This is a genomic window from Sphingomonas sp. LR60, from assembly GCF_036855935.1.
GTDB lineage: Bacteria > Pseudomonadota > Alphaproteobacteria > Sphingomonadales > Sphingomonadaceae > Sphingomonas.
Map to the genome: position 1 here is coordinate 3,620,052 of NZ_JASPFK010000001.1, position 21,683 is coordinate 3,641,734.

The window sequence follows — 21,683 nt, forward strand, 5'->3', positions numbered from 1 at the left end:
CACGGCACGCCTATCTTGGCGCGATGACCGATCCCCGCTCCTTCCTGTACCGCGACACGCTCGACCCCGCGACCGCGCAGCGTGTCACCGCCGATGTGCTGGCACGCGCCGACGATGGCGAGCTGTTCCTGCAATATCGCAAGGCCGAGGCGTTCGGGTTCGACGACGGGCGGCTGAAGACCGCCAGTTACGACACCACCGCCGGCTTCGGTCTGCGCGCGGTGTCGGGCGAGATGACCGCCTTCGCGCACGCCAACGAGCTGAGCGAGGCCGCGATCCGCCGCGCGGGCGAGACGATGGCGTTGATCGACCCATCGACCGCGACCAAGGCCGCGGCGCCGACCCGGACCAACCACAGGCTCTATACCGATGCCGACCCGCTCGATCTCGTGCCGTTCGCCGACAAGGTGAACCTCTGCCAGACGATCGACGCCGCCGCGCGGGCGCGCGATCCGCGCGTCGCCCAGGTGTCGGTCGGGCTGTCGGGGACGTGGAGCGTGGTCGAGATCGTCCGCCCGGACGGCTTCGTCGCCACCGACGTGCGGCCATTGGTGCGGCTCAACGTCTCGATCGTCGCCGAAGCGAACGGACGGCGCGAGACCGGATCGTTCGGCGTCGGCGGCCGCTACCTCTACGACCGCGTGATGACGCCCGACATGTGGAACCGCGCGATCGACGAGGCGCTGGCGCAGGCACTGGTCAATCTCGAGGCGGTCGATGCGCCCGCGGGCGAGATGACGGTATTGCTCGGCAACGGCTGGCCCGGCGTGCTGCTCCACGAGGCGATCGGGCACGGGCTGGAAGGCGACTTCAACCGCAAGGGCACTTCGGCCTTCTCGGGACGGATCGGCGAGCGCGTCGCGGCGCCGGGCGTGACGATCGTCGATGATGGCAGCATCGCCGACCGGCGCGGCTCGCTGACCATCGATGACGAGGGCACGCCGACGTCGGAGACGATCCTGATCGAGGACGGCATCCTCAAGGGCTATATGCAGGACCGGCTCAACGCGCGGCTGATGGGGGTCGAGCCGACCGGCAACGGGCGGCGGGAGAGCTTTGCGCATGCACCGATGCCGCGGATGACCAACACCTTCATGAAGGCAGGCAGGGACGATCCCGCCGAGTTGCTGAGCCGCGTGAAGAAAGGCATTTTCGCCAAGTCGTTCGGCGGCGGGCAGGTCGACATCGTCTCGGGCAAGTTCACCTTCTCGTGCACCGAGGCGTACCGGATCGAAGACGGCAAACTCGGCGCGCCGATCAAGGGCGCGACGCTGATCGGCGATGGGCCGAGCGTGCTGACCAAGGTGCTGGGCGTCGGCCACGACTTCGCGCTCGACGAAGGGATCGGCGTGTGCGGCAAGGGCGGGCAGAGCGTGCCCGCGGGTGTGGGACAGCCGACGCTGCTGATCGGCGGCCTGACGGTCGGCGGGACGGCCTAGAAGCCCGAGATCAGCATATCGAGGGCGATGCCAATCGCATATTCCTGATCGACGAGCGAGGTCGTCGCCGATCGCAGCAGGCGTGCCGGTACGGCAGCCGCGAAATGGGTCAGCATGATCACCTTTTCGCCGTCGACCTCGAACTCCGGGTTCAGGCGGCGGTCGGCAAGCGCAAGGTCATGCTTCCGATCCGCGAGCGGCACCACGAACCGGCTGTTGAGCATCGAGAGCGTGTCGGACTGACAATCCAGCCAATATCCACCGTCCGGTGACGGATATACGTCAAACTTCGCCACTCAGAACATCCGGTACTTTTCGAGCGGAAGGCCGTTCTCCTCCACCCACTTGTTGTTCGCGTCGATCCACTCACGGTTCTCTTCCGCCCAGCGGCGATTACGCTCGGCACTGGCGGCCTTTTTCAAGGCAGCCTCGCTGATTTGCGACAGGTTCAGGCCATGCTCGCGGGCAAACGCCACCACGCCCGTGTCGAGCGAGAGATTGACCGGCTTTCGCTTGCCGGAGACGATCGGATCGTGCTTCATAGTGCAGAAGCTATGCGCATCATCGATGCGCGTCAACGCGGAGCCGATCGATGGCCAAGTTCTTCCCCGCCCTCACCGCCGAGCATCGTGCGTTCGTCGCGAAGCAACCGGTGTTCTTCGTCGCGACCGCCGCGGCGGACGCGCGTGTCAATCTCAGCCCCAAGGGCATGGACAGTTTCCGCATCCTCGACGACACGACCGTCGCCTATCTCGATGTCGCCGGATCGGGGAACGAAACCAACGCGCATCTGCTCGCCGACGGGCGGATCACGATCATGTTCTGCGCCTTCGACAATCCCGCGCTCATCTTCCGCATCTATGGCCATGGTCGCCCGGTGCTGCCGCAGGATGACGAGTGGCAGGAGCTGTCGGCGCACTTCACGCTGTTGCCCGGCACGCGACAGATCTTCGTGATCGCGATCGACGAAGTGCAGACGTCATGTGGATGGGGCGTGCCGTATATGGCGTTCGAGCGCGAGCGCGACACGCTGAACAAATATCACGCAAGCACCGACGATGCGACGCGCTTCGGCAAATATGCGGTCCGTACCCACAGCATCGACGGCCTTCCGGTTCGCAGCCCGACGCAGGTGCCCGCCTGATGGCGCTGGTCGAACTCGGCCGGTACGACCGGAACCTCGCCAACATCCTCGTGGCGCGGCTCGAATCCGACGGTATCCCCGCGCTCGCCTTCGACGGCGGGGCCAGTATCGCCGATGGAAGCTGGCTGCTGATCCCGGTGCGCGTCATGGTTGACGAGGATGATCTTGTCGCCGCGCAAGCGATCGCCGGGGCTGCCTGAAAATCGGGCACCGCTGACGCACTGCACAATTATTAACGCATCTTAACGCCACCGCCGCCTCCGCCACCCTCTGCGCGCAACTGGCACGCGCCTTGCGAAGCTTCCTCACGGGACAAACGCAAAGGGGGCGTGATGAAGCTGGTCATAGCCATCATCAAACCGTTCAAGCTCGACGAGGTGCGCGAAGCGCTCACCACCGTCGGCGTGGCCGGGATGACGGTGTCGGAGGTGAAGGGGTTCGGTCGCCAGAAGGGCCAGACCGAAATCTACCGCGGCGCCGAATACAGCACCAACATGGTGCCCAAGATCAAGATCGAGGTCGTGTGCGCCTCCGACATCGCCGACCGCGTGGTCGAGGCGATTCAGGCCGCCGCCAACACCGGCGCGATCGGCGACGGCAAGATCTTCGTGCTCGATGTCGGACAGGCGGTGCGCATCCGCACCGGCGAAACCGACGATACGGCATTGTGATGGGGGGACCGATGACGCTTTCCAGAAAGATTGCGGGCGGCGCGGGGGCGCTGGCTGCCACGCTGCTCACCACCGCGCCGGCATGGGCGCAAGCCGCCGCCGGCCCGGTGCGCGCGCCTGGCGCCGAAGCCGCCGCGGCGATGATCAACAAGGGCGATACGTCGTGGCTGCTGATCTCGGCGGCGCTGGTGCTGATGATGTCGATCCCCGGCCTCGCGCTGTTCTACGGCGGGCTGGTGCGCACCAAGAACATGCTCAGCGTGCTGATGCAGGTGTTCATGATCGTCTCGGTCGCCAGCCTCGTCTGGGTGTGCTGGGGCTACAGCATGGCCTTCACCAGCGGTAACGCGTTCGTCGGCGGGCTGTCGAAGGCCTTCCTCGCCGGCGTCGGGCCGACCTCGGTCGCGGCGACCTTCTCGAACAACGTCTACGTGCCCGAATATGCGTTCATCGCCTTCCAGATGACCTTCGCGTGCATCACGCCCGCGCTGATCGTCGGTGCGTTCGCGGAGCGCGTGAAGTTCACCCCGCTGCTGATCTTCGTCGTGCTGTGGCTGACGATCGTCTATTTCCCGATGGCGCACATGGTCTGGTACTGGGCGGGTCCGGACTTCCTCGCCGACGCGCCGACCGACGCCGGCCTGCTGTACGGCTGGGGCGCGCTCGACTTCGCGGGTGGCACCGTGGTGCACATCAACGCGGGTATCGCTGGCCTGGTCGGCTGCCTGATCATCGGCAAGCGCCATGGCTACAAGTCGGAGCCGATGCCGCCGCACTCGCTGACCATGACCATGATCGGCGCCTCGCTGCTGTGGGTCGGCTGGTTCGGATTCAACGCCGGCTCCAACCTCGAAGCCAATGGCGGCGCGGCGCTCGCGTTCGTCAACACCTTCGTCGCCACCGCCGCCGCCGCGGTCGCCTGGGCGGTGATCGAGCAGATCATCCACAAGAAGCCGTCGCTGCTGGGCGGCGTGTCGGGGGCGGTCGCCGGCCTCGTCGCGATCACCCCGGCCGCGGGCTTTGCCGCACCGATGACATCGATCATCCTCGGCTTCGTCGCCAGCGCGGTATGCTTCTTCTTCGTCACCACGGTGAAGAACAAGCTCGGCTATGACGATACGCTCGACGTGTTCGGCGTGCACTGCGTCGGCGGGATCATCGGCGCGATCGCGACCGGGATCGTCGCCGACCCGTCGCTCGGGGGTCAGGGCTTCATCGACTATACGAAATTCCCGTCGGTCGCCGGCCAGTATGACATGGCCGCGCAGGTCATCACGCAGATCAAGGCGGTCGTGCTGACGCTGGCGCTCTCCGGCGGTGTGTCGGCAGTGCTCTTCTACGGCATCAAGGCGACGATGGGGCTGCGTCCCCCGCTCGAGGTCGAGGTCGAGGGTCTCGACATCAACGAGCATGGCGAGCGCGCCTATAATTACTGACGAATTCGCGGGGTGGCGATTGCCGCCGCCCCGCCACCGATGTTCCTCCTGCGGACAACACCTCAAGGCCCGGCGCGGCGACGCGACCGGGCCATTTTTGCGTGCTGCGCTGCAAGATGACGTGTCGCTTCGGATGCGCTATATGAATTGCGCGAGCCGGGCGATCCCGTTCAAGCGAGACCCCGGCTCCGAGAAAGAGAGGATGGGTCATGTTGAGGATCAGGAACGCCAGCCATGACGGCATGGTTGCCGCAGGACTCGCGGCGACGTTCACCGCTGCGGTACTTGGCGCACAGCTTGCCGCGGATGCCTTGGTCTATGTGGGCGAGCTACTGATAAGGTAACAGGGTCGGCGAGATCGACTGAAGCCACTCGCGCTGCACCTGCCACTTCGTCCCGGACTTGATCCGGGACCCCGCTTGTTCCTTGGCCCTTCGATGAAGTTGGTCCATCTGGCTTGAACCATTCGTCTTCGTACCCCGGCGAAGGCGGAACGTAAGGGAGATTTAGCGCGAGGCACTTCCGCAGCGTCCCCCACCTGGGCCCCGGCCTTCGCCGGGGTACACGTCAGCTTTGACGGATCACGCCTGAGAAAACTGGATCCGGCATCAAGTCCGGGGCAACGATACGTTCGGATCAGGCAGGAACGCTATTTCGGCAACCGGATCTCGAACATCGTCGGCCAGCGCTTGCCGGTGACGAACAGCCGTCGCGCCTTGGCATCCCATGCGATGCCGTTCGCGACCGCCTCGGGATCGCGCGCACCGACCTCGGCGACGATCGCGCGCAGGTCGATCACGCGCGTCACCACTCCGCTACGCGGATCGATCGCGACGATGAAAGGCTGGTGCCAGACATTGGCGAGGATCTGCCCGTCGACCATCTCCAGTTCGTTGATCTGGTCGAGCGGACGGCCCGCGAAGGTGACGGTCACGGTCCGCCACACCTTCATCGTCGCGGGATCGTGGAAGGTCAGGGTCGCGCTACCATCTGAGCGGATCAGCGAGGTCGCGTCGGATGTCAGCCCCCAGCCCTCGCCGGTATAGCGCATCGTTCCCAAGGGTTTGAGCGTCGCCGCGGTCCAGCGGTGCGCGATGCCGTCGTGCCACGTCAGGCTGATCGCCTCGCCCTTCCACAGCGCCAGCCCCTCGCCGAATTGTGCCGCCGGAATCGTCCGCCGAAGCGTGACCTTGCCGGTCGCCGGATCGACGCGCCGCACGTCGGAACGCCCCTCCAGCCCGACGCTCTCGATCAACGCGCCGCCATGCCACACCAATCCCTCGGTGAAGGCCGCACGGTCGTGCGGCAGGCGACGAACGACCACCGGCGCGACCAGCACCGGCTGGCGCGCCATGACCGCGGAAGCGGCCTGGGGCGGAGCCGCTCCCGCCGGACCGGCGAGAGCGAGGAGCGGAAGGAGCAGCCAGCGCGACATGCGTCAGCGGTACGATGCCGCGCGGCGCGGGGCAATCACGTTGCGCCGCGCCGCGTTCGTCAACCCGCCTTGGGCCTGGTCGCCGCCACCGCGCTCACGCTGGCGACACCCTGGTCGTTGATCGACACCACCCACGGCGTCCCGTCGTCACAGGTGGCGATCCAGCTCGGGTTGCCCTGCATCGCCGGCCCCGCCACCGAGCGCGTCACGCCCTGGCAGCCACGGCCCGCGTCGCTGATCGCGCGGAACAGCACGCCATTGCGCTCCTTCTCGTTCAACTGGCTGATCTTCGCGAGATAATCGCTGCTGCCGTTCGTGGTGGCGGCCATGCTGTTATCCGCACTGGGCGCCGATCCGCAGGCGGCGAGCAACACGCAAAGGACGGCGGGGATCAGAACACGACGAATCACGGGGCAGCTCCTCCAGACGAACATTGCCGCCGTTTAACATTTTTCACAGCTTCGGGCTGCACCATCGTCGCTATGGTGGCGCTTGCAGGCGAGTCGTGAGGAACCTTGGTGATGCGTAGGCGGCGGTCGATCGGGCTGGTAGCGGGGCTGGCGTTGCTGGCATCGTGCGGAGACGGCGGCAGCAACACGAGCGTTGGGAGCAGCCCGGGCGGCGGCGGCAGTGTCGCGGGCACGACGACCCCGACCGGCTGCGCGTTGCGTGCGCGGCAGAATTGGGTGCTCGCGACGATGAACGAATGGTATCTGTTCCCCGTTACCTTGCCGACGAACATCGATCCGGGCGCCTATTCGGATGTCGACAGCTTCCTCGACGCGCTGACCGCCACCGCAAGGGCGCAGCGCAAGGATCGCTATTTCACCTATCTGACCTCGCTGAAGGCGGAGAACGCTTATTATGGATCGGGAGGGACCGCCGGGATCGGTGTCCGGCTGGCGCGCGATCTCGAACAACCGGCTGTTCGTGACCGAGGCGTATGAAGGTGCACCGGCGCTGAGTGCCGGGATCGACCGCGGCGCGCAGATCGTCGGTATCGGCCCGACCGCGGCGACGGTTCGCCTGATCAGCGACATTCTGGCGAGCGGCGGCGAGACCGCGCTCGACGCGGCGTTCGATACGTCGACGCCGGGCACTGTGCGCTTCCTGCGCATCACCGATGCAAACGGCACCCGCGACGTGTCGGTCACCAGCGCCGACTATACCCTGACGCCGGTATCGTCGCGCTACGGAAGCAGGGTGATCGACGATAATGGACGCAAGGTCGGCTACATCAACCTGCGCACCTTCATCACCACCGCCGACGACCAGTTGCGCAGTGCGTTCGCCACGTTCCGCGACCAGGGCGTGACGCAGGTGATCGTCGACCTGCGCTACAATGGCGGCGGGCTGCTCGGCACGGCGGAGACCTTCACCGACCTGCTCGGCGCCAACCGTTCGACCAACGACGTGCAGGCCTATACCACCTTCCGCACGTCGAAATCGTCGCAGAACGAGGTCCGTCGCTTCGCACGGGAGATGAACGCGATCGCCCCGACGCGGATCGCGTTCATCGGCACCGGCCAGACGGCCTCGGCGAGCGAATATGTCATCAACGCGCTGATCCCGTACCTGCACAGCGATCTCGCGCTGGTCGGCAGCAACACCTACGGCAAGCCGGTCGGGCAGATCGCGATCGACAATCCGTCGTGCAGCGACGACCGGTTGCGCGTGATCGCCTTCGCGCTCCAGAATTCGGCGCGACAGGGGGATTATTACGACGGTCTGGCGACCAAGGTGGAGGCGAGCTGCCAGGCCACCGACGATTACAGCCATCAGCTGGGCGACGCGAGCGAGACATCGGTGCGTACCGCGCTGGACTGGCTGGCAGGGCGCGGCTGCACGCCGATCGGCGCCAGCGCCTCGGCCGCGCGCACGACCGGATTGTTCGCCGCGTCGCAGCGCCCGTTGGTGTCGGTCACCCCGACCGTTGCGCAGCGCGACACGCCGGGGCTGTACTGAGCCGCATCAAGCCGCCCGTAAGCGGGGTAGTCCCTAGTCCTTCCAGCCCCAGTAGAGCTGCGCCGGGGGCACGTTCCACCATTCCATGTCGTGATCGATGCGGTGGAAGTGCGGCGCGATGAAGTCGCGGACCTTGGGGCTGAACTGATAGACCAGGAAAGCGCCGCCGATGCGGAGCACGCGCTGCGTCGCGGCAGCGATCGCCGGACCCACGCCGTCGGGCAGCGTCGAGAACGGCAGGCCCGACAGCACGTAATCGGCCGCCTCATGCCCGTGTTCGGCGACGATCCGCTCGACATCGGCCGCCGAGCCATGCACCGCGACGAAGCGCGAATCGGTGATCGTATGGTCGAGGTAGCGGATGAAATCGGCGTTGGTGTCGATCGCGATCAGCATCGCATCGGGCGCCATCCGCTCGAGGATCGGGCGACAGAAGGTGCCGACGCCCGGTCCATATTCAACGAACAGCTTGCAATTGGCCCAATCGACCGGGCCGAGCATCTTCGCGATCAACCGGTCCGATGACGGGATGATCGAACCGACCATCACCGGGTGCTTGAGAAAGCCGGTGAAGAACATCTGCCACGGTCCGGGCACGCCGGCGGCTTTGCTGCTGTCGCGCCGCACGGCGTCGGTGGAACTGGTCATGTGGAAAAAACGGCTCCCGAACCTGATGTGATGACGTTTCTGCGTCATCGGCATGACGAACGCCTTGCAGGCGAAGCGGTTGCCATAGCCCGGTTGCGCGCGGCCCCCAAGCGCCTAATCGACATTGGGAGGTGGCGGGAGCGGACGACGGTGAAGCAGGCGCGGGACACGACGTTCGCTTTGATGTTCATGGTGATGCTGACGATCGCCGCGGGCAATACCGCGTTGCAGTCGGTACTGCCCGCGCTCGGCCGCTCGCTCGGCGTGCGCGACGCCGAGGTGGCGCTCGCCTTTTCGATCTCGGCCTTGTTCTGGGTGCTTGCGGCGCCGTTCTGGGCGCATCGCTCGCACCGGCACGGGCGGCGCGCGATGATCCTGCTCGGCCTTGGCGGCTATGCGACCAGCCTCGTGCTGTGCGGCGTGTTCCTGCTCGCCGGGATCAACAATTGGATCGGCGGGACGGCGGCGTTCGTGCTCTTCATCCTCGGGCGCGTGATCTACGGCGCGACCGGCGCCGCCGCGCCGCCCGCCGTGCAGGCGTTGGTTGCGGGCAGTACGACGCGCGAGGAACGGACGCGCGCATTGACCCTGCTCGCCTCCGCGTTCGGGCTCGGGACGATCCTCGGCCCGGCGCTCGCGCCCTATCTGATCCTCGGACACATCGGCCCGGTCGCGATCGGGCTGGCGGCGCCGGCGTTCGTCTTCGCGCTGTTCGGCGTGGCGATGCTGGTCGCGGTCTGGCGGCGGCTGCCCGACGATCGACGCATCGCCGACGACGCGCACGGTGCCGCCACCGCTTACCCGTCAATCGGCGGGCAATCATCGGGCGCGAGCGTCACCGCCGCGACTGCGCCGGAGGGCGGCGGGCGGATCGGCACGCTCGACCCACGCATTCGCTGGTGGCTGTTCGTCGGGCTGGTCATGGGTCACGCACAGGCGATGACCGGGCAGGTGATCGGCTTCCTCGTCATCGACCGGCTCGGCGTGTCACCGGTCGACGCGCTGGGTGCGACCGGGCTGGTGCTGATGACCGGCGCGGGCGCATCGTTGCTTGCGCAATGGGGGATGATCCCGCTGCTCGACCTGCGCCCGCGCGCATTGATCCTGATCGGGCTCGCGCTCGCCGCCGCCGGGTGCTGGGCAACCGGTCATGCGACCACCCTGCCCGCGATCGCGAGCGGCTATGCGCTCGCCAGCCTCGGCTTCGGGTTCGTCCGGCCGGGCTTCACCGCCGGATCGAGCCTCGCCGTCGGGGCGACGTTGCAGGCGTCGGTCGCGGGCAAGGTGACCAGCATCAGCGGCGCCAGTTTCGTCCTCGGCCCGTCGGTCGGGGTCGCGCTGTACGGCATCGGACACGCGCTACCGTATGATGCCGCGGCGATCGCCTGTGCGCTGATGTTACCGCTCGGGTGGCGCGTGTTGCGGCAATAAGCCCACACCGCCATCCCGGACGTGATCCGGGTTCCCGCTTCTTACTTCTGTCGAGAAGAAGCGGGACCCCGGATCCAGTCGGGGGCGACGATCAGGGAGAGCTAAATCTCCTTGCCGCCCGGCCGCGCGGTAAGCTGCCCCGGTGAGATGAAGCCGATCGGCTGGATCGCATTGGCCTCCTGCTTCAGCCGCGCCGCCATCTGCTCATACTCGTGCTCGACCTCGGGGGTGACGCTCGCGCGGCTCTCCTCCAGCGCACGCTCGAAATGCGCGCGGCGCACCTCGCGCGTGTCGAGCGATTCGCGCAGCGCGATCAGGCCGGCACGCCGCACGACATCCTCCAGATCGGCGCCGGTGAAGCGCTCGGTCCGCGCCGCCACCGCGTCGAGGTCGACGTCGGGCGCGAGCGGCATCTTCTGCGTCTGAATGTCGAGGATCCGCCGCCGTCCCGCGGCGTTGGGCACGCCGACATAGACCAGCTCGTCGAACCGCCCTGGCCGCAGCAGCGCCGGGTCGATCAGGTTCGGCCGGTTGGTCGCGCCGATTACCACCACCGACTGAAGCTCCTCCAACCCGTCCATCTCGGCCAGGATCGTATTCACCACCCGCTCGGTCACCTGCGGCTCGCCGAGCCCGCCACCGCGTGCGGGCACCAGCGAATCGAGTTCGTCGATGAAGATCACCGTCGGTGCGACCTGGCGCGCGCGCTGGAACAGCCGCGCGATCTGCTGCTCGCTCTCGCCATACCATTTGCTGAGCAGGTCGCTCGACTTGGTGGCGATGAAGTTCGCCTGCGCCTCGCGCGCCACCGCCTTGGCGAGCAGCGTCTTGCCCGTTCCCGGCGGGCCATAGAGCAGGAAACCTTTCGCAGGACGGATACCAAGCCGGCGGAACGCATCGGGATCCTTGAGCGGCAGCTCGACACTTTCCTTGAGCCGCATCTGCGCATCGTCGAGCCCGCCGACGTCCGACCATTTGACGGTCGGCGCCTGCACCATGACCTCGCGCATCGCGCTCGGCTGGACGCGCTTGAGCGCCTCGGTGAAATCCTCGCGCGTCACCGCCAGCATGTCGAGCACCTCGGCGGGGATGGTACGATCCTCGAGGTTGAGCCGCGGCATGATCCGCCGCACCGCCTCGATCGCCGCCTCTCGGGTCAGCGCCGCCAGATCGGCGCCGACGAACCCGAAGGTCTGCCGCGCGAGGTCGCTCAGCTCGACGCCCTCGCCCAGTGGCATGCCGCGGGTGTGGATTCCAAGGATCTCGCGCCGCCCGCGCTCGTCCGGCACGCCGACGATGATCTCGCGATCGAAGCGACCGGGCCGGCGCAGCGCCTCGTCGATCGCCTCCGGCCGGTTGGTCGCCGCGATCACGACCAGATTGGCGCGCGCCTCCAGTCCGTCCATCAGCGTCAGCAATTGCGCGACAAGGCGCTTCTCCGCCTCCCCCGACACCTGCCCGCGCTTGGGCGCGATCGAGTCGATCTCATCGATGAAGACGATCGACGGCGCGGCCTTGCTGGCTTCCTCGAACACCTGCCGCAGCCGTTGTTCGGATTCGCCATAGGCCGAGCCCATGATCTCGGGGCCGTTGATGAGGAAGAATTGCGCGTCCGACTCGTTCGCCACCGCGCGCGCCAGCCGCGTCTTGCCGGTGCCGGGCGGCCCATGGAGCAGCACGCCCTTGGGCGGATCGACGCCAAGCCGCTGGAAAAGCTCGGGATAGCGCAAAGGCAGCTCGACCATCTCACGCAGCTGGTCGATCGTCTGCCCCATGCCGCCGATATCGTCGTAGGTGACGTCGGCGCGGCGCGCGGCCTGCGGCTCTTCATATTCGGGGCGCAGCTCGATCTCGGTGCTCTCGTCGATATGGACGACGCCCTTGGGATTCGCCGAGACGACCAGCAGCCGGATTTCCTGCAGGGCGTAAGCTGGGGCGTTGACGTAGCGCTCCATTCCCGGCGGCATGTTCTGGACGCGCTGGTGCCCGGCGGTCGCGACGATATCGCCCGCGCACAGCGGCCGACCGAAGAAGGTGCGCTTCAGCGCGTTCGTCGATCCCTGTAGCCGCAAATTCTGCTGCGCCGGGGCGAACACGACGCGCGTCGCCGCCTTCGACTCGACGCGTCGCACCTCGACGAAATCGCCCGAACCGACTCCGGCATTGGCACGCTGAAGCCCGTCGATGCGGACCAGCTCCAATCCCTCGTCTTCGGCATAGGGGCCGATCGCGCGTGCGGGGTGGTCTTCTTGCCGACGATCTCGACGACATCGCCGTCGGTGATCCCCAGCGCCGCGAACACCACGCGTGGCAGATGCGCGACGCCGCGCCCGCTATCCTCGGGCCGCGCGTTTGCGACCTGCAACTTCACCATCTTGTCGTCGGCATCCGCCATGTCGTTCCTTTCGCGCGGCTTGCAGCCGAGCGCAGAAGATAGGACGCCGGTTCCGCATTGCGAACCAACCTGACGCAGCACGCAGACGAAAAAAAGGCCAGCCCCAAGGGGCCGGCCGTTTGAAGTTTTTAGGAGAGGATGCCTGAAAGGCACGCCCTATGTGCGGCGCGGCCCGCTTCTTCGCAAGTGCGAAATGGTAGCGTCACACTTGCAGATTCTGCAATCGAGACGGCGATTGTTGTTGCACCGGCAGTCGGATGTTGCATGATGCACCGCAACAGCCATTTCGGATCAGCCCCTGACCTGCCATGCGCCGGCTTCCGCCCCTCACTGCGATCGAGGCCTTCGTGGCCGTCGCCCGGCTCGGCTCGATCAAGGCCGCCGCGCAGGAGCTTGCGCTGTCGCCTCCGGCACTTAGCCGCCGGATCCAGACGCTCGAACGCTTCATCTCACGCCCGCTGTTCGATCGTCGGCATCAGGCGATGGTGCCCAATGCCGATGGCGAGCGGCTGCTCGCGGCGATCGCGCCCGCGCTCGACGGCATGTCCGACGCGATCGAGGGAATGACCAGCGGCAACGACGTCCTGCGACTGCGGCTGGGCGTGCTGCCGCTTTACGCCTCGCAGCGGCTGTTCCCGCGACTGGGCGAGTTGCGCGCCGCGCATCCCGAACTGCACCTCGACATCGATACCGGCGGCAATGCGCTGGCGCGACTCGGTGAAGGGCTCGACGCGGTGATCGTCGTCGCGCGCGATATCGATCCGATGCTCTATTCTGAGCGGCTCGATCGCAACATGGTTTATCCGATCGGCGCGCGGGGATTGCTCGACGGCCCGACGCCGCTGCGCTCGCCCGAGCAGATGCGCGAGCACAGCGTCTTGCTCCACCGCGACATGCCCGACACGTTCGCGGCGTGGAGCCAGGCGGCGGGCTATCCGGGGATGGAGCCGGTCGCGATCGACTATTTCGATACGGGCGTGTTGATCCTGGAGGCGGCCGCGCAGGGGCTCGGCGTCGCGTTCATGCACGAGAACCACTTCCAGGACGCGAATGACCCGCGGCTGGTGCGGCTGTTCGATATCGATGTCACCAGCCCGTACAGTTACTGGTTCGCGTGCCGCCCGCGCGCGCTCCAGACCAAGCCGGTCAAGATCTTCCGCGACTGGCTGATCAGGACGCTGCGCGAAGGGTAAGCCGCCCTCACCAAGCCCGTCATTCCCGCGCAGGCGGAAATCCAGAATCTCTGACCCAAGCGACTCTTGCGAGGACCTGCGCGTCTGGATTTCCGCCTTCGCGGGCCTGACGGGAGGGTGGCGCCCGCGACTCGCTCCGCCACGATCGGAGCGGAACGAGTCGCCGGGAATCAGGCCGCCTTCATCGAGACGATCTTGCCCGGATTCGCGGGCGGCTCGCCCTTGGGAAGCGCGTCGATCAGCTCCATGCCGTCGGTCACCTGGCCCCATACGGTATACTGCCCGTCGAGGAAGCGCGCGTCGTCGAAGCAGATGAAGAACTGCGAATTCGCCGAATTCGGGTCCATCGTCCGCGCCATCGAGCAGGTGCCGCGCACATGCGGTTCCTTGCTGAATTCTTGGCGGAGGTTCGGCTTGTCCGAGCCGTGCATCCCGGTGCCGGTCGGATCGCCACCCTGCGCCATGAAGCCGGGGATCACGCGGTGGAACACCACGCCGTCATAGAAACCCTCGTTGGCCAGCTCGGCGATCCGCGCGACATGCTCGGGTGCGAGATCGGGGCGCAGGTTGATCGTCACGTCGCCGCTGTCCAGCGTCAGGGTCAGCGTGGAATAGGTATCGGTCACAGGCAGTTCCTTTCTTGCCGTATGCGCGCGCCCCTATCGGTCCCGCGCCCGGCTGGCAAATGCATGACGCCCGCGCTAGGTGCCGAGGCGTCGACGCGCAATCAGGGAGCCGGCATATGAGCGAGACCGAGCTGCGCGACGCGTATGAGGAGCAGGACGACCGCGAGGAGCGGCTCGACGAGGACGATCGGCTGAAGCCCGAGTTCGTCCGCGCGGTGCTCGACGCCGTCGAGGCCGGCGATGTCGCCGAGGCGCATACGCTGGTCGAACCGCTTCATCCCGCCGATATCGCCGACCTGTTCGAGCTGACGCCCGAGGATTGCCGCCGCGATCTCGCCGCCGCGATCAGCGACCTGCTCGACGCCGACGTCTTCGCGGAGATGAACGACTATGTCCGCGAAGCGCTGATCGACGCGCTCGACGCGCGACAGGTCGCGGATATCGCCAGCGAACTCGACACCGACGATGCGGTGGCGATTATCGAGGACATGGAGCCGGAGGACCAACGCGAGGTCCTGCGCGCGATGGAGCCCGACGATCGCGCCGCGATCGAGGAGGCCTTGTCCTATCCCGAGGAATCGGCCGGTCGCCTCATGCAGCGCGATCTGGTCGCGGTGCCGGAGCATTGGACGGTCGGCGACGTGCTCGACTATCTGCGCGCCGACGAGACGCTGACCACCGACTTCTGGGAAATCTTCGTCGTCGACCCGACGCATGAGCCCGTCGGCACCTGTTCGCTGAGCTGGATCCTGCGCACCCCGCGCAGCATCGCGATCGCCGACGTCATGCAGCGCGAGCAGACGCTGATCCCGGTCGACATGGACCAGGAAGAGGTCGCACTCCGCTTCCAGAAATACGCGTTGATCTCCGCCGCGGTCGTCGACGGCTCGGGGCGACTGGTCGGAATGATCACGGTCGACGACGTCGTCCACATCATCCAGCAGGAGGCCGGCGAGGACGCGCTGCGGCTGTCGGGCGCGGGTGAAGGCGACATCAACGAGCCGATTCGGCTCACCGTGCGAACGCGGCTGACGTGGCTGCTCATCAACCTGCCGACCGCGATGATCGCCGCGACGGTGGTCGGGCTGTTCGACGAACGGATCGCGCGCTTTGCGGTGCTTGCGCAATTGATGGGGATCGTCAGCGGGATGGGCGGCAACGCAGGCACCCAGACGCTCGCCGTCGTCGTCCGCGCACTCGCCACGAACCAGCTGACCGGGTCGAACACGATGCGGATGATCGTCCGCGAATTGCGGATCGCCGGGAGCAACGGCGTCGGCCTCGGGCTGCTGGTCGGCGCGGGCTCGTATCTGTGGTTCGGCAATCCGGCGTTGGCGATCGTGTTCGGGCTGGCGTTGTTCATCAACAACATCGTCGCCGGATTAGCGGGGGTGCTGGTGCCGGTGACGCTCGATCGCTTCGACGTCGATCCCGCGGTGGCGTCGTCGGTGTTCGTGACCACCTGCACCGATTCGCTGGGGTTCTTCACGTTCTTGGGCCTTGCGGCGCTGTGGGGATTGGGCGGGTAGGTCCTTCCCGCCAACCGCCGCCCGTCATTCCCGCGAAGGCGGGAATCCAGACGCGCAGGTCTTCGAAAAAGCCGAAGCGTCAGAGGTTCTGGATTCCCGCCTTTGCGGGAATGACGGCTGGGGCCGTGCTTACCGCTCGCGTGTCGCGGCGAACTTCACCTTCGCGTAGCGATCCTGCACATAGCCGACCTCCCACGCGCTTTTCGCGAGGAACACCGGATTGCCGTCGCGATCCTTGGCCATCGCCGCGCGGTTCAAATCGGTGAAGTTCTTCAGCTCGGCCGGGTCTTCCGCCGAAATCCACCGCGCGGTGTCGAACGGCGCCGGCTCCAACCCGGCGGCAACCTTATATTCCGCATCCAGCCGGCTGAGCAGCACGTCCAGCTGCAACTGCCCGACCACGCCGATGATCCAGTTGCTGCCGATCTCGGGATAGAAGACCTGCGTCACGCCCTCCTCGGCCATGTCGTCGAGCGCCTTGCGCAGTTGCTTGGTCTTGGTGAAATCCTTCAGCACCACGCGCCGCAGGATTTCCGGCGCGAAGTTCGGCAGCCCCGTGAAGCGCACGTCCGCCTTCTCGCTCAGCGTGTCGCCGACGCGCAGCGTGCCGTGGTTGGGAATGCCGATGATGTCGCCCGGATAGGCCTCGTCCGCCACCTCGCGATTCTGCGCGAAAAACAGGATCGGCGAATGGACCGCGATCGGCTTGCCGTGCCCGGTCGGGGTCAGCTTCATCCCGCGCTTGAAGGTGCCCGAGCACAACCGCATGAACGCGATCCGGTCGCGGTGCTGCGGGTCCATGTTCGCCTGCACCTTGAAGACGAAGCCGGTGACTTCCTTCTCTTGCGGATCGACCGGCGCCGGCTCGGCAGGCTGCGGACGCGGCGACGGCGCATAGTCGCTCAGCGCGGCGATCAGGTCGGCAGGGCCGAAATCCTTGAGCGCGGAGCCGAAATAGACCGGGGTCAGGTCCCCGTTGCGATACGCCTCGGCATCGAATGACGCGTAACCGGCCTGCGCCAGCTCGATCTCTTCCGCCACAGCCTCGGGCAATGTCGGCGCGTCTTCGGTCTTGCCCTGGAACAGCCGGCTGTCGCCCTCAGGCCGCGCGATGCGGTTGGTGGACAGGTTGAGGATACCCTCGAACGTCCCACCCATCCCGACCGGCCATGTCATCGGGCAGACGTCGAGCGCCAGCATGTCGGCGATCTCGTCGAGCAGTTCGAACGTCGGCCGCCCCTCGCGATCGACCTTGTTGACGAAGGTGATGATCGGCACCGAGCGCAGCCGGCAGACCTCGAACAGCTTGCGCGTCTGCGCCTCGATACCGCGCGCGGCATCGATGACCATGATCGCCGAATCGACCGCGGTCAGCGTGCGATACGTGTCCTCGCTGAAATCCTCGTGCCCCGGCGTGTCGAGCAGGTTGAAGGTCACCCCGCCACTCTCGAAGGTCATCACGCTCGACGTGACCGAGATCCCGCGCTGCTGCTCGATCTTCATCCAGTCCGAGCGCGCACGCCGGTTCTGCCCGCGCGCCTTGACCTCGCCCGCGAGGTGGATCGCGCCGCCGAAATACAGCAGCTTCTCGGTCAGCGTCGTCTTGCCCGCGTCCGGGTGAGAGATGATCGCAAAGGTTCGGCGGGGAGACGTCATGCGGGTTCCAGCGGTTCGGGCAAGCGCCGCGATCGCGCGGCCATATGGTGCGCGCGAATAGCAGGATGGGCGACGAAGGGACAGAGGCGGGTGCGATAGCCTCGTGTCGAGGCTCTGGATCGCGGCGCGCCTCAGACTGCCGAAGAGTCTGGGGCAGCGACGTTGGGGCCATTAAACGACAACGGCCCGCCCGACAGGTGTCGGGCGGGCCGCCGTTCGTTCACGAGGAACCGGTCTGCTTAGCTGCCCGATTCGAGGTTCACGGCCGCATACTTGCCGCGACGATCGACCTCGATCTCGAAGCTCAGGCGGTCGCCCTCGTTGAGCGTCGGCATCCCCGCGCGCTCGACGGCCGAGATGTGCACGAAGGCATCCGGCTGCCCGTCATCGCGCTGGATGAAGCCGAAGCCTTTCATCGCGTTGAAGAACTTGACGGTACCCGTCGCCTTCTCACCGGTCAGCTGACGCTGCGCGCCACCCGCTGCACCGGCCGGACGCGGACCACGATCGCCACGGTCGCCGAAGCCACCCTCACGCGGAGGCGCACGATCGGTGACCGGCATCGGCTCGCCGTCGATCTTCAGATCGGTCGCCGAGACGCGGCCGCCGCGATCGACGAGCGTGAAGCCGAGCGGCTGGCCCTCGGCCAGGCCCGACAGGCCCGCCTGCTCGACCGCCGAGATGTGCACGAACACGTCCTCGCCGCCGTCATCACGGACGATGAAGCCGAAGCCCTTCTGTCCGTTGAAGAACTTGACCACGCCGGTGCCTTCGCCAACGACCTGCGGGGGCATGCCGCCACCGCCGCCGCCGAAGCCGCGGCCACCGCCGCCGCCACTGAAGCCGCCGCCACCGCCGCCGCGGAAGCCACCACCGCCGCCGCCGCCGAAGCCGCCGCCGCCGCCACCGAAGCCGCGACCGCCGCCAAAGCCGCCGCCGCCACGATCTTCAAAGCCGCCGCCGAAGCCGCCGCCACCAAAACCGCCGCCGCCGCCGAAATCGTCACCGCCGCCGAAGCCGTCGCGCTTGTCGCGCCCACGCCCGCCGCGCTGCCCGCGGCCGCCCTTGTCGTAACCCATAACCCTGTTCGTCTTCCCGGTCCGCCCGATAACTCTCATCAGGGCCACGCGCAGGACGGCGAACGCGGCTCCCCTGGGCACAGGACCTACTGCGCCTCAGCACCCCCTTTAGACCATCTTGCGCCAAGCTGCGAATCGTTTTGCGCATCTTTTCAAGCAATGTCCGTGTCACGCCCCGAATCTGTCGCATTGCTGCCACGTTCCGTCGTAGCGAGACGCGCATGTCACGAAGCGATTGAGCCCGACGGGCCGTCTCGTTACAGGCTGGTTATGGCTGTATATCTGCACGAAGAAGACTTGCCCGGCGACGTGTTCGCCGCGGGTGCCGCAATTGCGGTGGATACCGAGACGATGGGCCTCATCACCCCGCGTGACCGGCTGTGCCTGGTGCAATTGTCGGATGGCAGCGGGGACGAGCATCTCGTTCGCTTCTCGCCGGGCAGCGACTATGCCGCCCCGATCCTGCGTCAGGTGCTGGCCGATCCGGCGCGATTGAAGCTCTATCACTTCGGCCGCTTCGACATTGCGGCGATCCGTCACTATCTCGGCGTCGTGGCCGCGCCGGTCTATTGCACCAAGACCGCGTCGCGGCTGGTGCGGACCTATACCGACCGCCACGGGCTGAAGGAGCTGGTGCGCGAATTGCTGGGGCAGGACATCTCGAAGCAGCAGCAATCGTCGGACTGGGGCGGCCCGGTGCTGAGCGATGCGCAGCGCGATTATGCCGCGTCCGACGTGCGTTACCTGCATCGCCTGAAGGAGGAGCTAGACCGCCGGCTGGCCCGCGAGGGACGCACCGAACTGGCGCAGGCGTGCTTCGACTTCCTGCCGGCGCGCGCCGAGCTGGATCTGGCGGGCTGGCCGGAGGTGGACATCTTCGCGCATGTCTGACGTCGCGCTTCGCGTCCGATCGGAACGGCAACGCTGGGCGCAACCCGGCGGGCGGCACGATCGCATCATCGCGATCGCCAACCGTGGGCTTCCCGTGTCGATCGGCGTGTTGTTCGCCTTTCTGGTGATGGCGCCGCTGACGATGGGCGGCGATGCGTCGTTCGTGCTCGACAAGAGTCGGGTCGACGTCGCCAAGGAGCGCATGAAGCTGCGCGAGGCGCGCTACCGTGGCACCGACGCGAAGGGACAGCCGTTCGAACTCGACGCCGGCTCCGCGGTGCAGAAAAGCTCCGCCGAACCGATCGTGCGAATCGCCGGCATGGCGGCGGCGATCCGGCTGTCGGACGGCCCCGCGACGCTGACCGCGCCGACCGGCCGCTACGACATGGACAGCGAGCAGGTGAACGTCGACGGCCCGATCAAGGTGCGCGGACCGAACAATTACACGCTCGACACCGACAATGCGGTCGTCGACCTGAAATCACGTCGCTTGCGCTCCACCGGCGCGGCGACCGGCACCGTGCGCCAGGGCACCTTCCGCGGCGACACGATGAGCGCCGACCTGGAAGCGCGCACCGTTACGCTCGACGGCAATGCCCGCTTGCGGTTCACCCCGAGAAAATAGAGAAGCCTCCGCATGTTGCGCCTTGCCGTCGCCCCTGCCCTGCTGACGCTGCTCGCCGTTCCCGCGGCGGCGCAGACGCGGCATAACACCGCCGCACCGATCGATTTCGGCGCGGATCACATCGAGTTGCAGGATCGCGCCAATCGCGCGGTGCTCTCCGGCAACGTCAAGGTGCGGCAGGCGGAGATGACGCTGAGCGCGCAGCGGATGACCGTCGCCTATACCGGTCAGGTGATCGACGGCAGCCCGCAGGTATCGCGGCTCGACGCCAGCGGCGGGGTGACGGTGGTCCGCCCCGATCAGACTGCAAGCAGCCAGTTCGCCGTCTACGATCTCAACCGCCGCATCATCACGATGCTGGGCGGGGTGAAGCTGACGCAGGGCGGCAACACCATCAACGGCGGCCGGCTGACGATCAATCTCGACAGCGGCCGCGCGGTGATCGACGGCTCGTCGGTCGCGGGCGGCGCGACCTCGGGCACCGGCGCGGTCACGCAGGCGCCGGGTGGCCGGGTCACCGGCACCTTCTCGGTGCCAAAGCGCAACTGATTGCGGCGCGGCACGTCGGGGTTCCCGTCCGCGCCGGCTTCCTGCATGAATCCTGCCAGTCGCGGCGTTGACGAAGCGGTAACCCTGTTCTGAGAGAGCGACAGACGATGGACGGCACCACGACAGCGCTGAACCGCGAAGGGCTCGACCGGGTGGAGCCGATCCACGAGGCCGAGCTGGGCCGCGGGCTGCAGGTCGTTTCGATCGCGAAGAGCTATGACAAGCGCGTCGTGCTGACCGATGTGTCGGTGACGGTCGGGCGCGGCGAGGTGATCGGGCTGCTGGGGCCGAACGGCGCGGGCAAGACGACCTGCTTCTATTCGGTCATGGGGCTGGTGAAGCCCGATTCGGGCCGCATCATGCTCGACGGCGACGACATCACCGGACTGCCGATGTACCGCCGCGCGATCCTCGGCCTCGGCTATCTGCCGCAGGAAACGTCGATCTTTCGCGGGCTGACGATCGAGAAGAACATCTCGACCGTGCTCGAGCTTTCCGAGCCGGATGCCGCGGCGCGTGGCGACAAGCTCGAGAAACTGCTTGGCGAGTTCGGGCTGACCCGCCTGCGCGACGCGCCTGCGATGGCCTTGTCGGGCGGCGAGCGGCGCCGCGCGGAGATCGCGCGCGCGCTGGCGGCCGATCCGTCGATCATGTTGCTCGACGAGCCGTTCGCCGGCATCGATCCGATCTCGATCGCCGACATCCGCAACCTGGTCTGCCAGTTGAAGGATCGCGGGATCGGCGTGCTGATCACCGACCACAATGTGCGCGAGACGCTCGACATCGTCGACCGCGCCTACATCATCTACGACGGCAAGGTGCTCTTCACGGGCAGCCCGGAAGAACTGGTGCGCGACGAGAACGTCCGCCGGCTCTATCTGGGCGAGGATTTCGCGCTCTAGGCGATGCGGGTCGGGATGCACGCCCTCTCCCGCCCGTCGCCCCTGCGCAGGCAGGGGTGACCGGTGATG

23 protein-coding genes and 1 pseudogene are annotated in these 21,683 nt (G+C 66.9%); 15 read left to right on the plus strand and 9 right to left on the minus strand.

Translation table 11 applies throughout. The features are described 5' to 3' along the window. Positions 1–23: 23 nt before the first annotated feature. Positions 24–1,439: a metalloprotease TldD gene (gene tldD, locus QP166_RS17300; RefSeq protein ID WP_333917029.1), complete on the plus strand. Its 1,416-nt coding sequence runs from the start codon at positions 24–26 to the stop codon at positions 1,437–1,439. Here the strand turns inward: tldD and QP166_RS17305 are convergent. After that, positions 1,436–1,735, minus strand: a complete 300-nt coding sequence (locus QP166_RS17305; RefSeq protein ID WP_333917030.1) for a CcdB family protein — start codon at positions 1,733–1,735, stop codon at positions 1,436–1,438. The two genes, tldD and QP166_RS17305, sit on opposite strands and share 4 nt — an antisense overlap. Next, positions 1,736–2,017, minus strand: a complete 282-nt coding sequence (locus QP166_RS17310) for a type II toxin-antitoxin system CcdA family antitoxin (protein ID WP_443027226.1) — start codon at positions 2,015–2,017, stop codon at positions 1,736–1,738. It lies immediately after the preceding gene. 14 nt (positions 2,018–2,031) lie between these two features. On the opposite strand from QP166_RS17310, the gene QP166_RS17315 reads away from it, so the two are divergent. The 5 genes from QP166_RS17315 (at position 2,032) to QP166_RS17335 (ending at position 5,034) form a co-directional block, all read left to right on the plus strand. After that, positions 2,032–2,583, plus strand: a complete 552-nt coding sequence (locus QP166_RS17315) for a pyridoxamine 5'-phosphate oxidase family protein (RefSeq protein ID WP_333917031.1) — start codon at positions 2,032–2,034, stop codon at positions 2,581–2,583. Beyond that, positions 2,583–2,783 carry a putative signal transducing protein gene (locus QP166_RS17320; protein WP_333917032.1) on the plus strand — a complete coding sequence of 67 codons (201 nt, stop codon included), beginning with the start codon at positions 2,583–2,585 and terminating at the stop codon, positions 2,781–2,783. The genes QP166_RS17315 and QP166_RS17320 overlap by 1 nt, the downstream gene beginning before the upstream one ends. Positions 2,784–2,915: 132 nt before the next feature. Then, positions 2,916–3,254, plus strand: a complete 339-nt coding sequence (locus QP166_RS17325; RefSeq protein ID WP_028967359.1) for a P-II family nitrogen regulator — start codon at positions 2,916–2,918, stop codon at positions 3,252–3,254. 11 nt (positions 3,255–3,265) lie between these two features. Then, a complete protein-coding gene (locus QP166_RS17330; RefSeq protein ID WP_333917033.1) occupies positions 3,266–4,690 on the plus strand; it encodes an ammonium transporter in 1,425 nt (474 codons plus the stop codon). Positions 4,691–4,899: 209 nt separating this feature from the next. After that, positions 4,900–5,034, plus strand: a complete 135-nt coding sequence (locus tag QP166_RS17335; RefSeq protein ID WP_333917034.1) for a hypothetical protein — start codon at positions 4,900–4,902, stop codon at positions 5,032–5,034. A 305-nt stretch (positions 5,035–5,339) separates the two neighbouring features. Here QP166_RS17335 and QP166_RS17340 read toward each other — a convergent pair whose 3' ends face one another. Both QP166_RS17340 and QP166_RS17345 read right to left on the minus strand, forming a co-directional pair. Beyond that, entirely contained in the window at positions 5,340–6,125 is a 786-nt protein-coding gene (locus tag QP166_RS17340; protein ID WP_333917035.1) for a glutaminyl-peptide cyclotransferase, read from the minus strand. Between the two features lie 59 nt (positions 6,126–6,184). Beyond that, entirely contained in the window at positions 6,185–6,535 is a 351-nt protein-coding gene (locus QP166_RS17345) for a hypothetical protein (protein WP_333917036.1), read from the minus strand. A 111-nt stretch (positions 6,536–6,646) separates the two neighbouring features. Between QP166_RS17345 and QP166_RS17350 the strand changes: the two genes are divergently transcribed. Beyond that, complete coding sequence (locus QP166_RS17350) at positions 6,647–7,072, plus strand: hypothetical protein (protein ID WP_333917037.1); 426 nt, start codon at positions 6,647–6,649, stop codon at positions 7,070–7,072. Further along, entirely contained in the window at positions 7,017–8,090 is a 1,074-nt protein-coding gene (locus tag QP166_RS17355; protein ID WP_333917038.1) for a S41 family peptidase, read from the plus strand. The genes QP166_RS17350 and QP166_RS17355 overlap by 56 nt, the downstream gene beginning before the upstream one ends. Positions 8,091–8,123: 33 nt before the next feature. Here QP166_RS17355 and QP166_RS17360 read toward each other — a convergent pair whose 3' ends face one another. Beyond that, positions 8,124–8,738: a class I SAM-dependent methyltransferase gene (locus tag QP166_RS17360; protein ID WP_333917039.1), complete on the minus strand. Its 615-nt coding sequence runs from the start codon at positions 8,736–8,738 to the stop codon at positions 8,124–8,126. A 30-nt stretch (positions 8,739–8,768) separates the two neighbouring features. On the opposite strand from QP166_RS17360, the gene QP166_RS17365 reads away from it, so the two are divergent. After that, on the plus strand, positions 8,769–10,169 hold the full coding sequence (locus tag QP166_RS17365; protein WP_333917040.1) for an MFS transporter: 1,401 nt from the start codon (positions 8,769–8,771) through the stop codon (positions 10,167–10,169). 101 nt (positions 10,170–10,270) lie between these two features. Here QP166_RS17365 and QP166_RS17370 read toward each other — a convergent pair. Beyond that, a pseudogene (locus QP166_RS17370) lies at positions 10,271–12,564 on the minus strand (CDC48 family AAA ATPase). 308 nt (positions 12,565–12,872) lie between these two features. On the opposite strand from QP166_RS17370, the gene QP166_RS17375 reads away from it, so the two are divergent. Next, complete coding sequence (locus QP166_RS17375; RefSeq protein WP_333917041.1) at positions 12,873–13,757, plus strand: LysR substrate-binding domain-containing protein; 885 nt, start codon at positions 12,873–12,875, stop codon at positions 13,755–13,757. Positions 13,758–13,927: 170 nt separating this feature from the next. Here the strand turns inward: QP166_RS17375 and QP166_RS17380 are convergent, their stop codons facing one another. Then, on the minus strand, positions 13,928–14,383 hold the full coding sequence (locus tag QP166_RS17380; protein ID WP_333917042.1) for a peptidylprolyl isomerase: 456 nt from the start codon (positions 14,381–14,383) through the stop codon (positions 13,928–13,930). A gap of 116 nt (positions 14,384–14,499) precedes the next feature. Between QP166_RS17380 and mgtE the strand changes: the two genes are divergently transcribed. Further along, positions 14,500–15,912 (plus strand): magnesium transporter, encoded by a 1,413-nt coding sequence (mgtE, locus tag QP166_RS17385; RefSeq protein ID WP_333917043.1) that lies wholly within the window; start codon positions 14,500–14,502, stop codon positions 15,910–15,912. A gap of 129 nt (positions 15,913–16,041) precedes the next feature. Here mgtE and QP166_RS17390 read toward each other — a convergent pair whose 3' ends face one another. Next, the gene (locus tag QP166_RS17390) at positions 16,042–17,568 is read right to left on the minus strand and encodes a peptide chain release factor 3 (protein ID WP_333917044.1); all 1,527 of its coding nucleotides are present in this window, start codon (positions 17,566–17,568) and stop codon (positions 16,042–16,044) included. Positions 17,569–17,807: 239 nt separating this feature from the next. Further along, entirely contained in the window at positions 17,808–18,647 is an 840-nt protein-coding gene (locus QP166_RS17395; protein WP_333917045.1) for a cold-shock protein, read from the minus strand. Positions 18,648–18,917: 270 nt separating this feature from the next. On the opposite strand from QP166_RS17395, the gene QP166_RS17400 reads away from it, so the two are divergent. The 4 genes from QP166_RS17400 (at position 18,918) to lptB (ending at position 21,614) form a co-directional block, all read left to right on the plus strand. Further along, the gene (locus tag QP166_RS17400) at positions 18,918–19,538 is read left to right on the plus strand and encodes a ribonuclease D (RefSeq protein WP_333917046.1); all 621 of its coding nucleotides are present in this window, start codon (positions 18,918–18,920) and stop codon (positions 19,536–19,538) included. Continuing rightward, positions 19,531–20,163, plus strand: a complete 633-nt coding sequence (lptC, locus tag QP166_RS17405; RefSeq protein WP_333917047.1) for an LPS export ABC transporter periplasmic protein LptC — start codon at positions 19,531–19,533, stop codon at positions 20,161–20,163. Before QP166_RS17400 ends, lptC begins: the two co-directional genes overlap by 8 nt. 12 nt (positions 20,164–20,175) lie before the next feature. Continuing rightward, a complete protein-coding gene (locus QP166_RS17410) occupies positions 20,176–20,712 on the plus strand; it encodes an LptA/OstA family protein (protein WP_333917048.1) in 537 nt (178 codons plus the stop codon). Between the two features lie 107 nt (positions 20,713–20,819). Further along, positions 20,820–21,614: an LPS export ABC transporter ATP-binding protein gene (lptB, locus tag QP166_RS17415; protein ID WP_333917049.1), complete on the plus strand. Its 795-nt coding sequence runs from the start codon at positions 20,820–20,822 to the stop codon at positions 21,612–21,614. The last annotated feature ends 69 nt before the right edge of the window (positions 21,615–21,683 follow it).

What these genes read in the sequence shown, in the direction of transcription:
- QP166_RS17365 (WP_333917040.1), top strand. Translation starts at nt 8,769, where the DNA reads ATGACGTTTCTGCGTCATCGGCATGACGAACGCCTTGCAGGCGAAGCG.
- QP166_RS17360 (WP_333917039.1), bottom strand. Translation starts at nt 8,738, where the DNA reads ATGACCAGTTCCACCGACGCCGTGCGGCGCGACAGCAGCAAAGCCGCC.
- QP166_RS17390 (WP_333917044.1), bottom strand. Translation starts at nt 17,568, where the DNA reads ATGACGTCTCCCCGCCGAACCTTTGCGATCATCTCTCACCCGGACGCG.
- QP166_RS17325 (WP_028967359.1), top strand. Translation starts at nt 2,916, where the DNA reads ATGAAGCTGGTCATAGCCATCATCAAACCGTTCAAGCTCGACGAGGTG.
- QP166_RS17330 (WP_333917033.1), top strand. Translation starts at nt 3,266, where the DNA reads ATGACGCTTTCCAGAAAGATTGCGGGCGGCGCGGGGGCGCTGGCTGCC.
- QP166_RS17375 (WP_333917041.1), top strand. Translation starts at nt 12,873, where the DNA reads ATGCGCCGGCTTCCGCCCCTCACTGCGATCGAGGCCTTCGTGGCCGTC.
- QP166_RS17340 (WP_333917035.1), bottom strand. Translation starts at nt 6,125, where the DNA reads ATGTCGCGCTGGCTGCTCCTTCCGCTCCTCGCTCTCGCCGGTCCGGCG.
- QP166_RS17400 (WP_333917046.1), top strand. Translation starts at nt 18,918, where the DNA reads ATGGCTGTATATCTGCACGAAGAAGACTTGCCCGGCGACGTGTTCGCC.
- QP166_RS17315 (WP_333917031.1), top strand. Translation starts at nt 2,032, where the DNA reads ATGGCCAAGTTCTTCCCCGCCCTCACCGCCGAGCATCGTGCGTTCGTC.
- QP166_RS17410 (WP_333917048.1), top strand. Translation starts at nt 20,176, where the DNA reads ATGTTGCGCCTTGCCGTCGCCCCTGCCCTGCTGACGCTGCTCGCCGTT.
- QP166_RS17320 (WP_333917032.1), top strand. Translation starts at nt 2,583, where the DNA reads ATGGCGCTGGTCGAACTCGGCCGGTACGACCGGAACCTCGCCAACATC.
- mgtE (WP_333917043.1), top strand. Translation starts at nt 14,500, where the DNA reads ATGAGCGAGACCGAGCTGCGCGACGCGTATGAGGAGCAGGACGACCGC.
- QP166_RS17395 (WP_333917045.1), bottom strand. Translation starts at nt 18,647, where the DNA reads ATGGGTTACGACAAGGGCGGCCGCGGGCAGCGCGGCGGGCGTGGGCGC.
- QP166_RS17350 (WP_333917037.1), top strand. Translation starts at nt 6,647, where the DNA reads ATGCGTAGGCGGCGGTCGATCGGGCTGGTAGCGGGGCTGGCGTTGCTG.
- lptC (WP_333917047.1), top strand. Translation starts at nt 19,531, where the DNA reads ATGTCTGACGTCGCGCTTCGCGTCCGATCGGAACGGCAACGCTGGGCG.
- lptB (WP_333917049.1), top strand. Translation starts at nt 20,820, where the DNA reads ATGGACGGCACCACGACAGCGCTGAACCGCGAAGGGCTCGACCGGGTG.
- QP166_RS17335 (WP_333917034.1), top strand. Translation starts at nt 4,900, where the DNA reads ATGTTGAGGATCAGGAACGCCAGCCATGACGGCATGGTTGCCGCAGGA.
- tldD (WP_333917029.1), top strand. Translation starts at nt 24, where the DNA reads ATGACCGATCCCCGCTCCTTCCTGTACCGCGACACGCTCGACCCCGCG.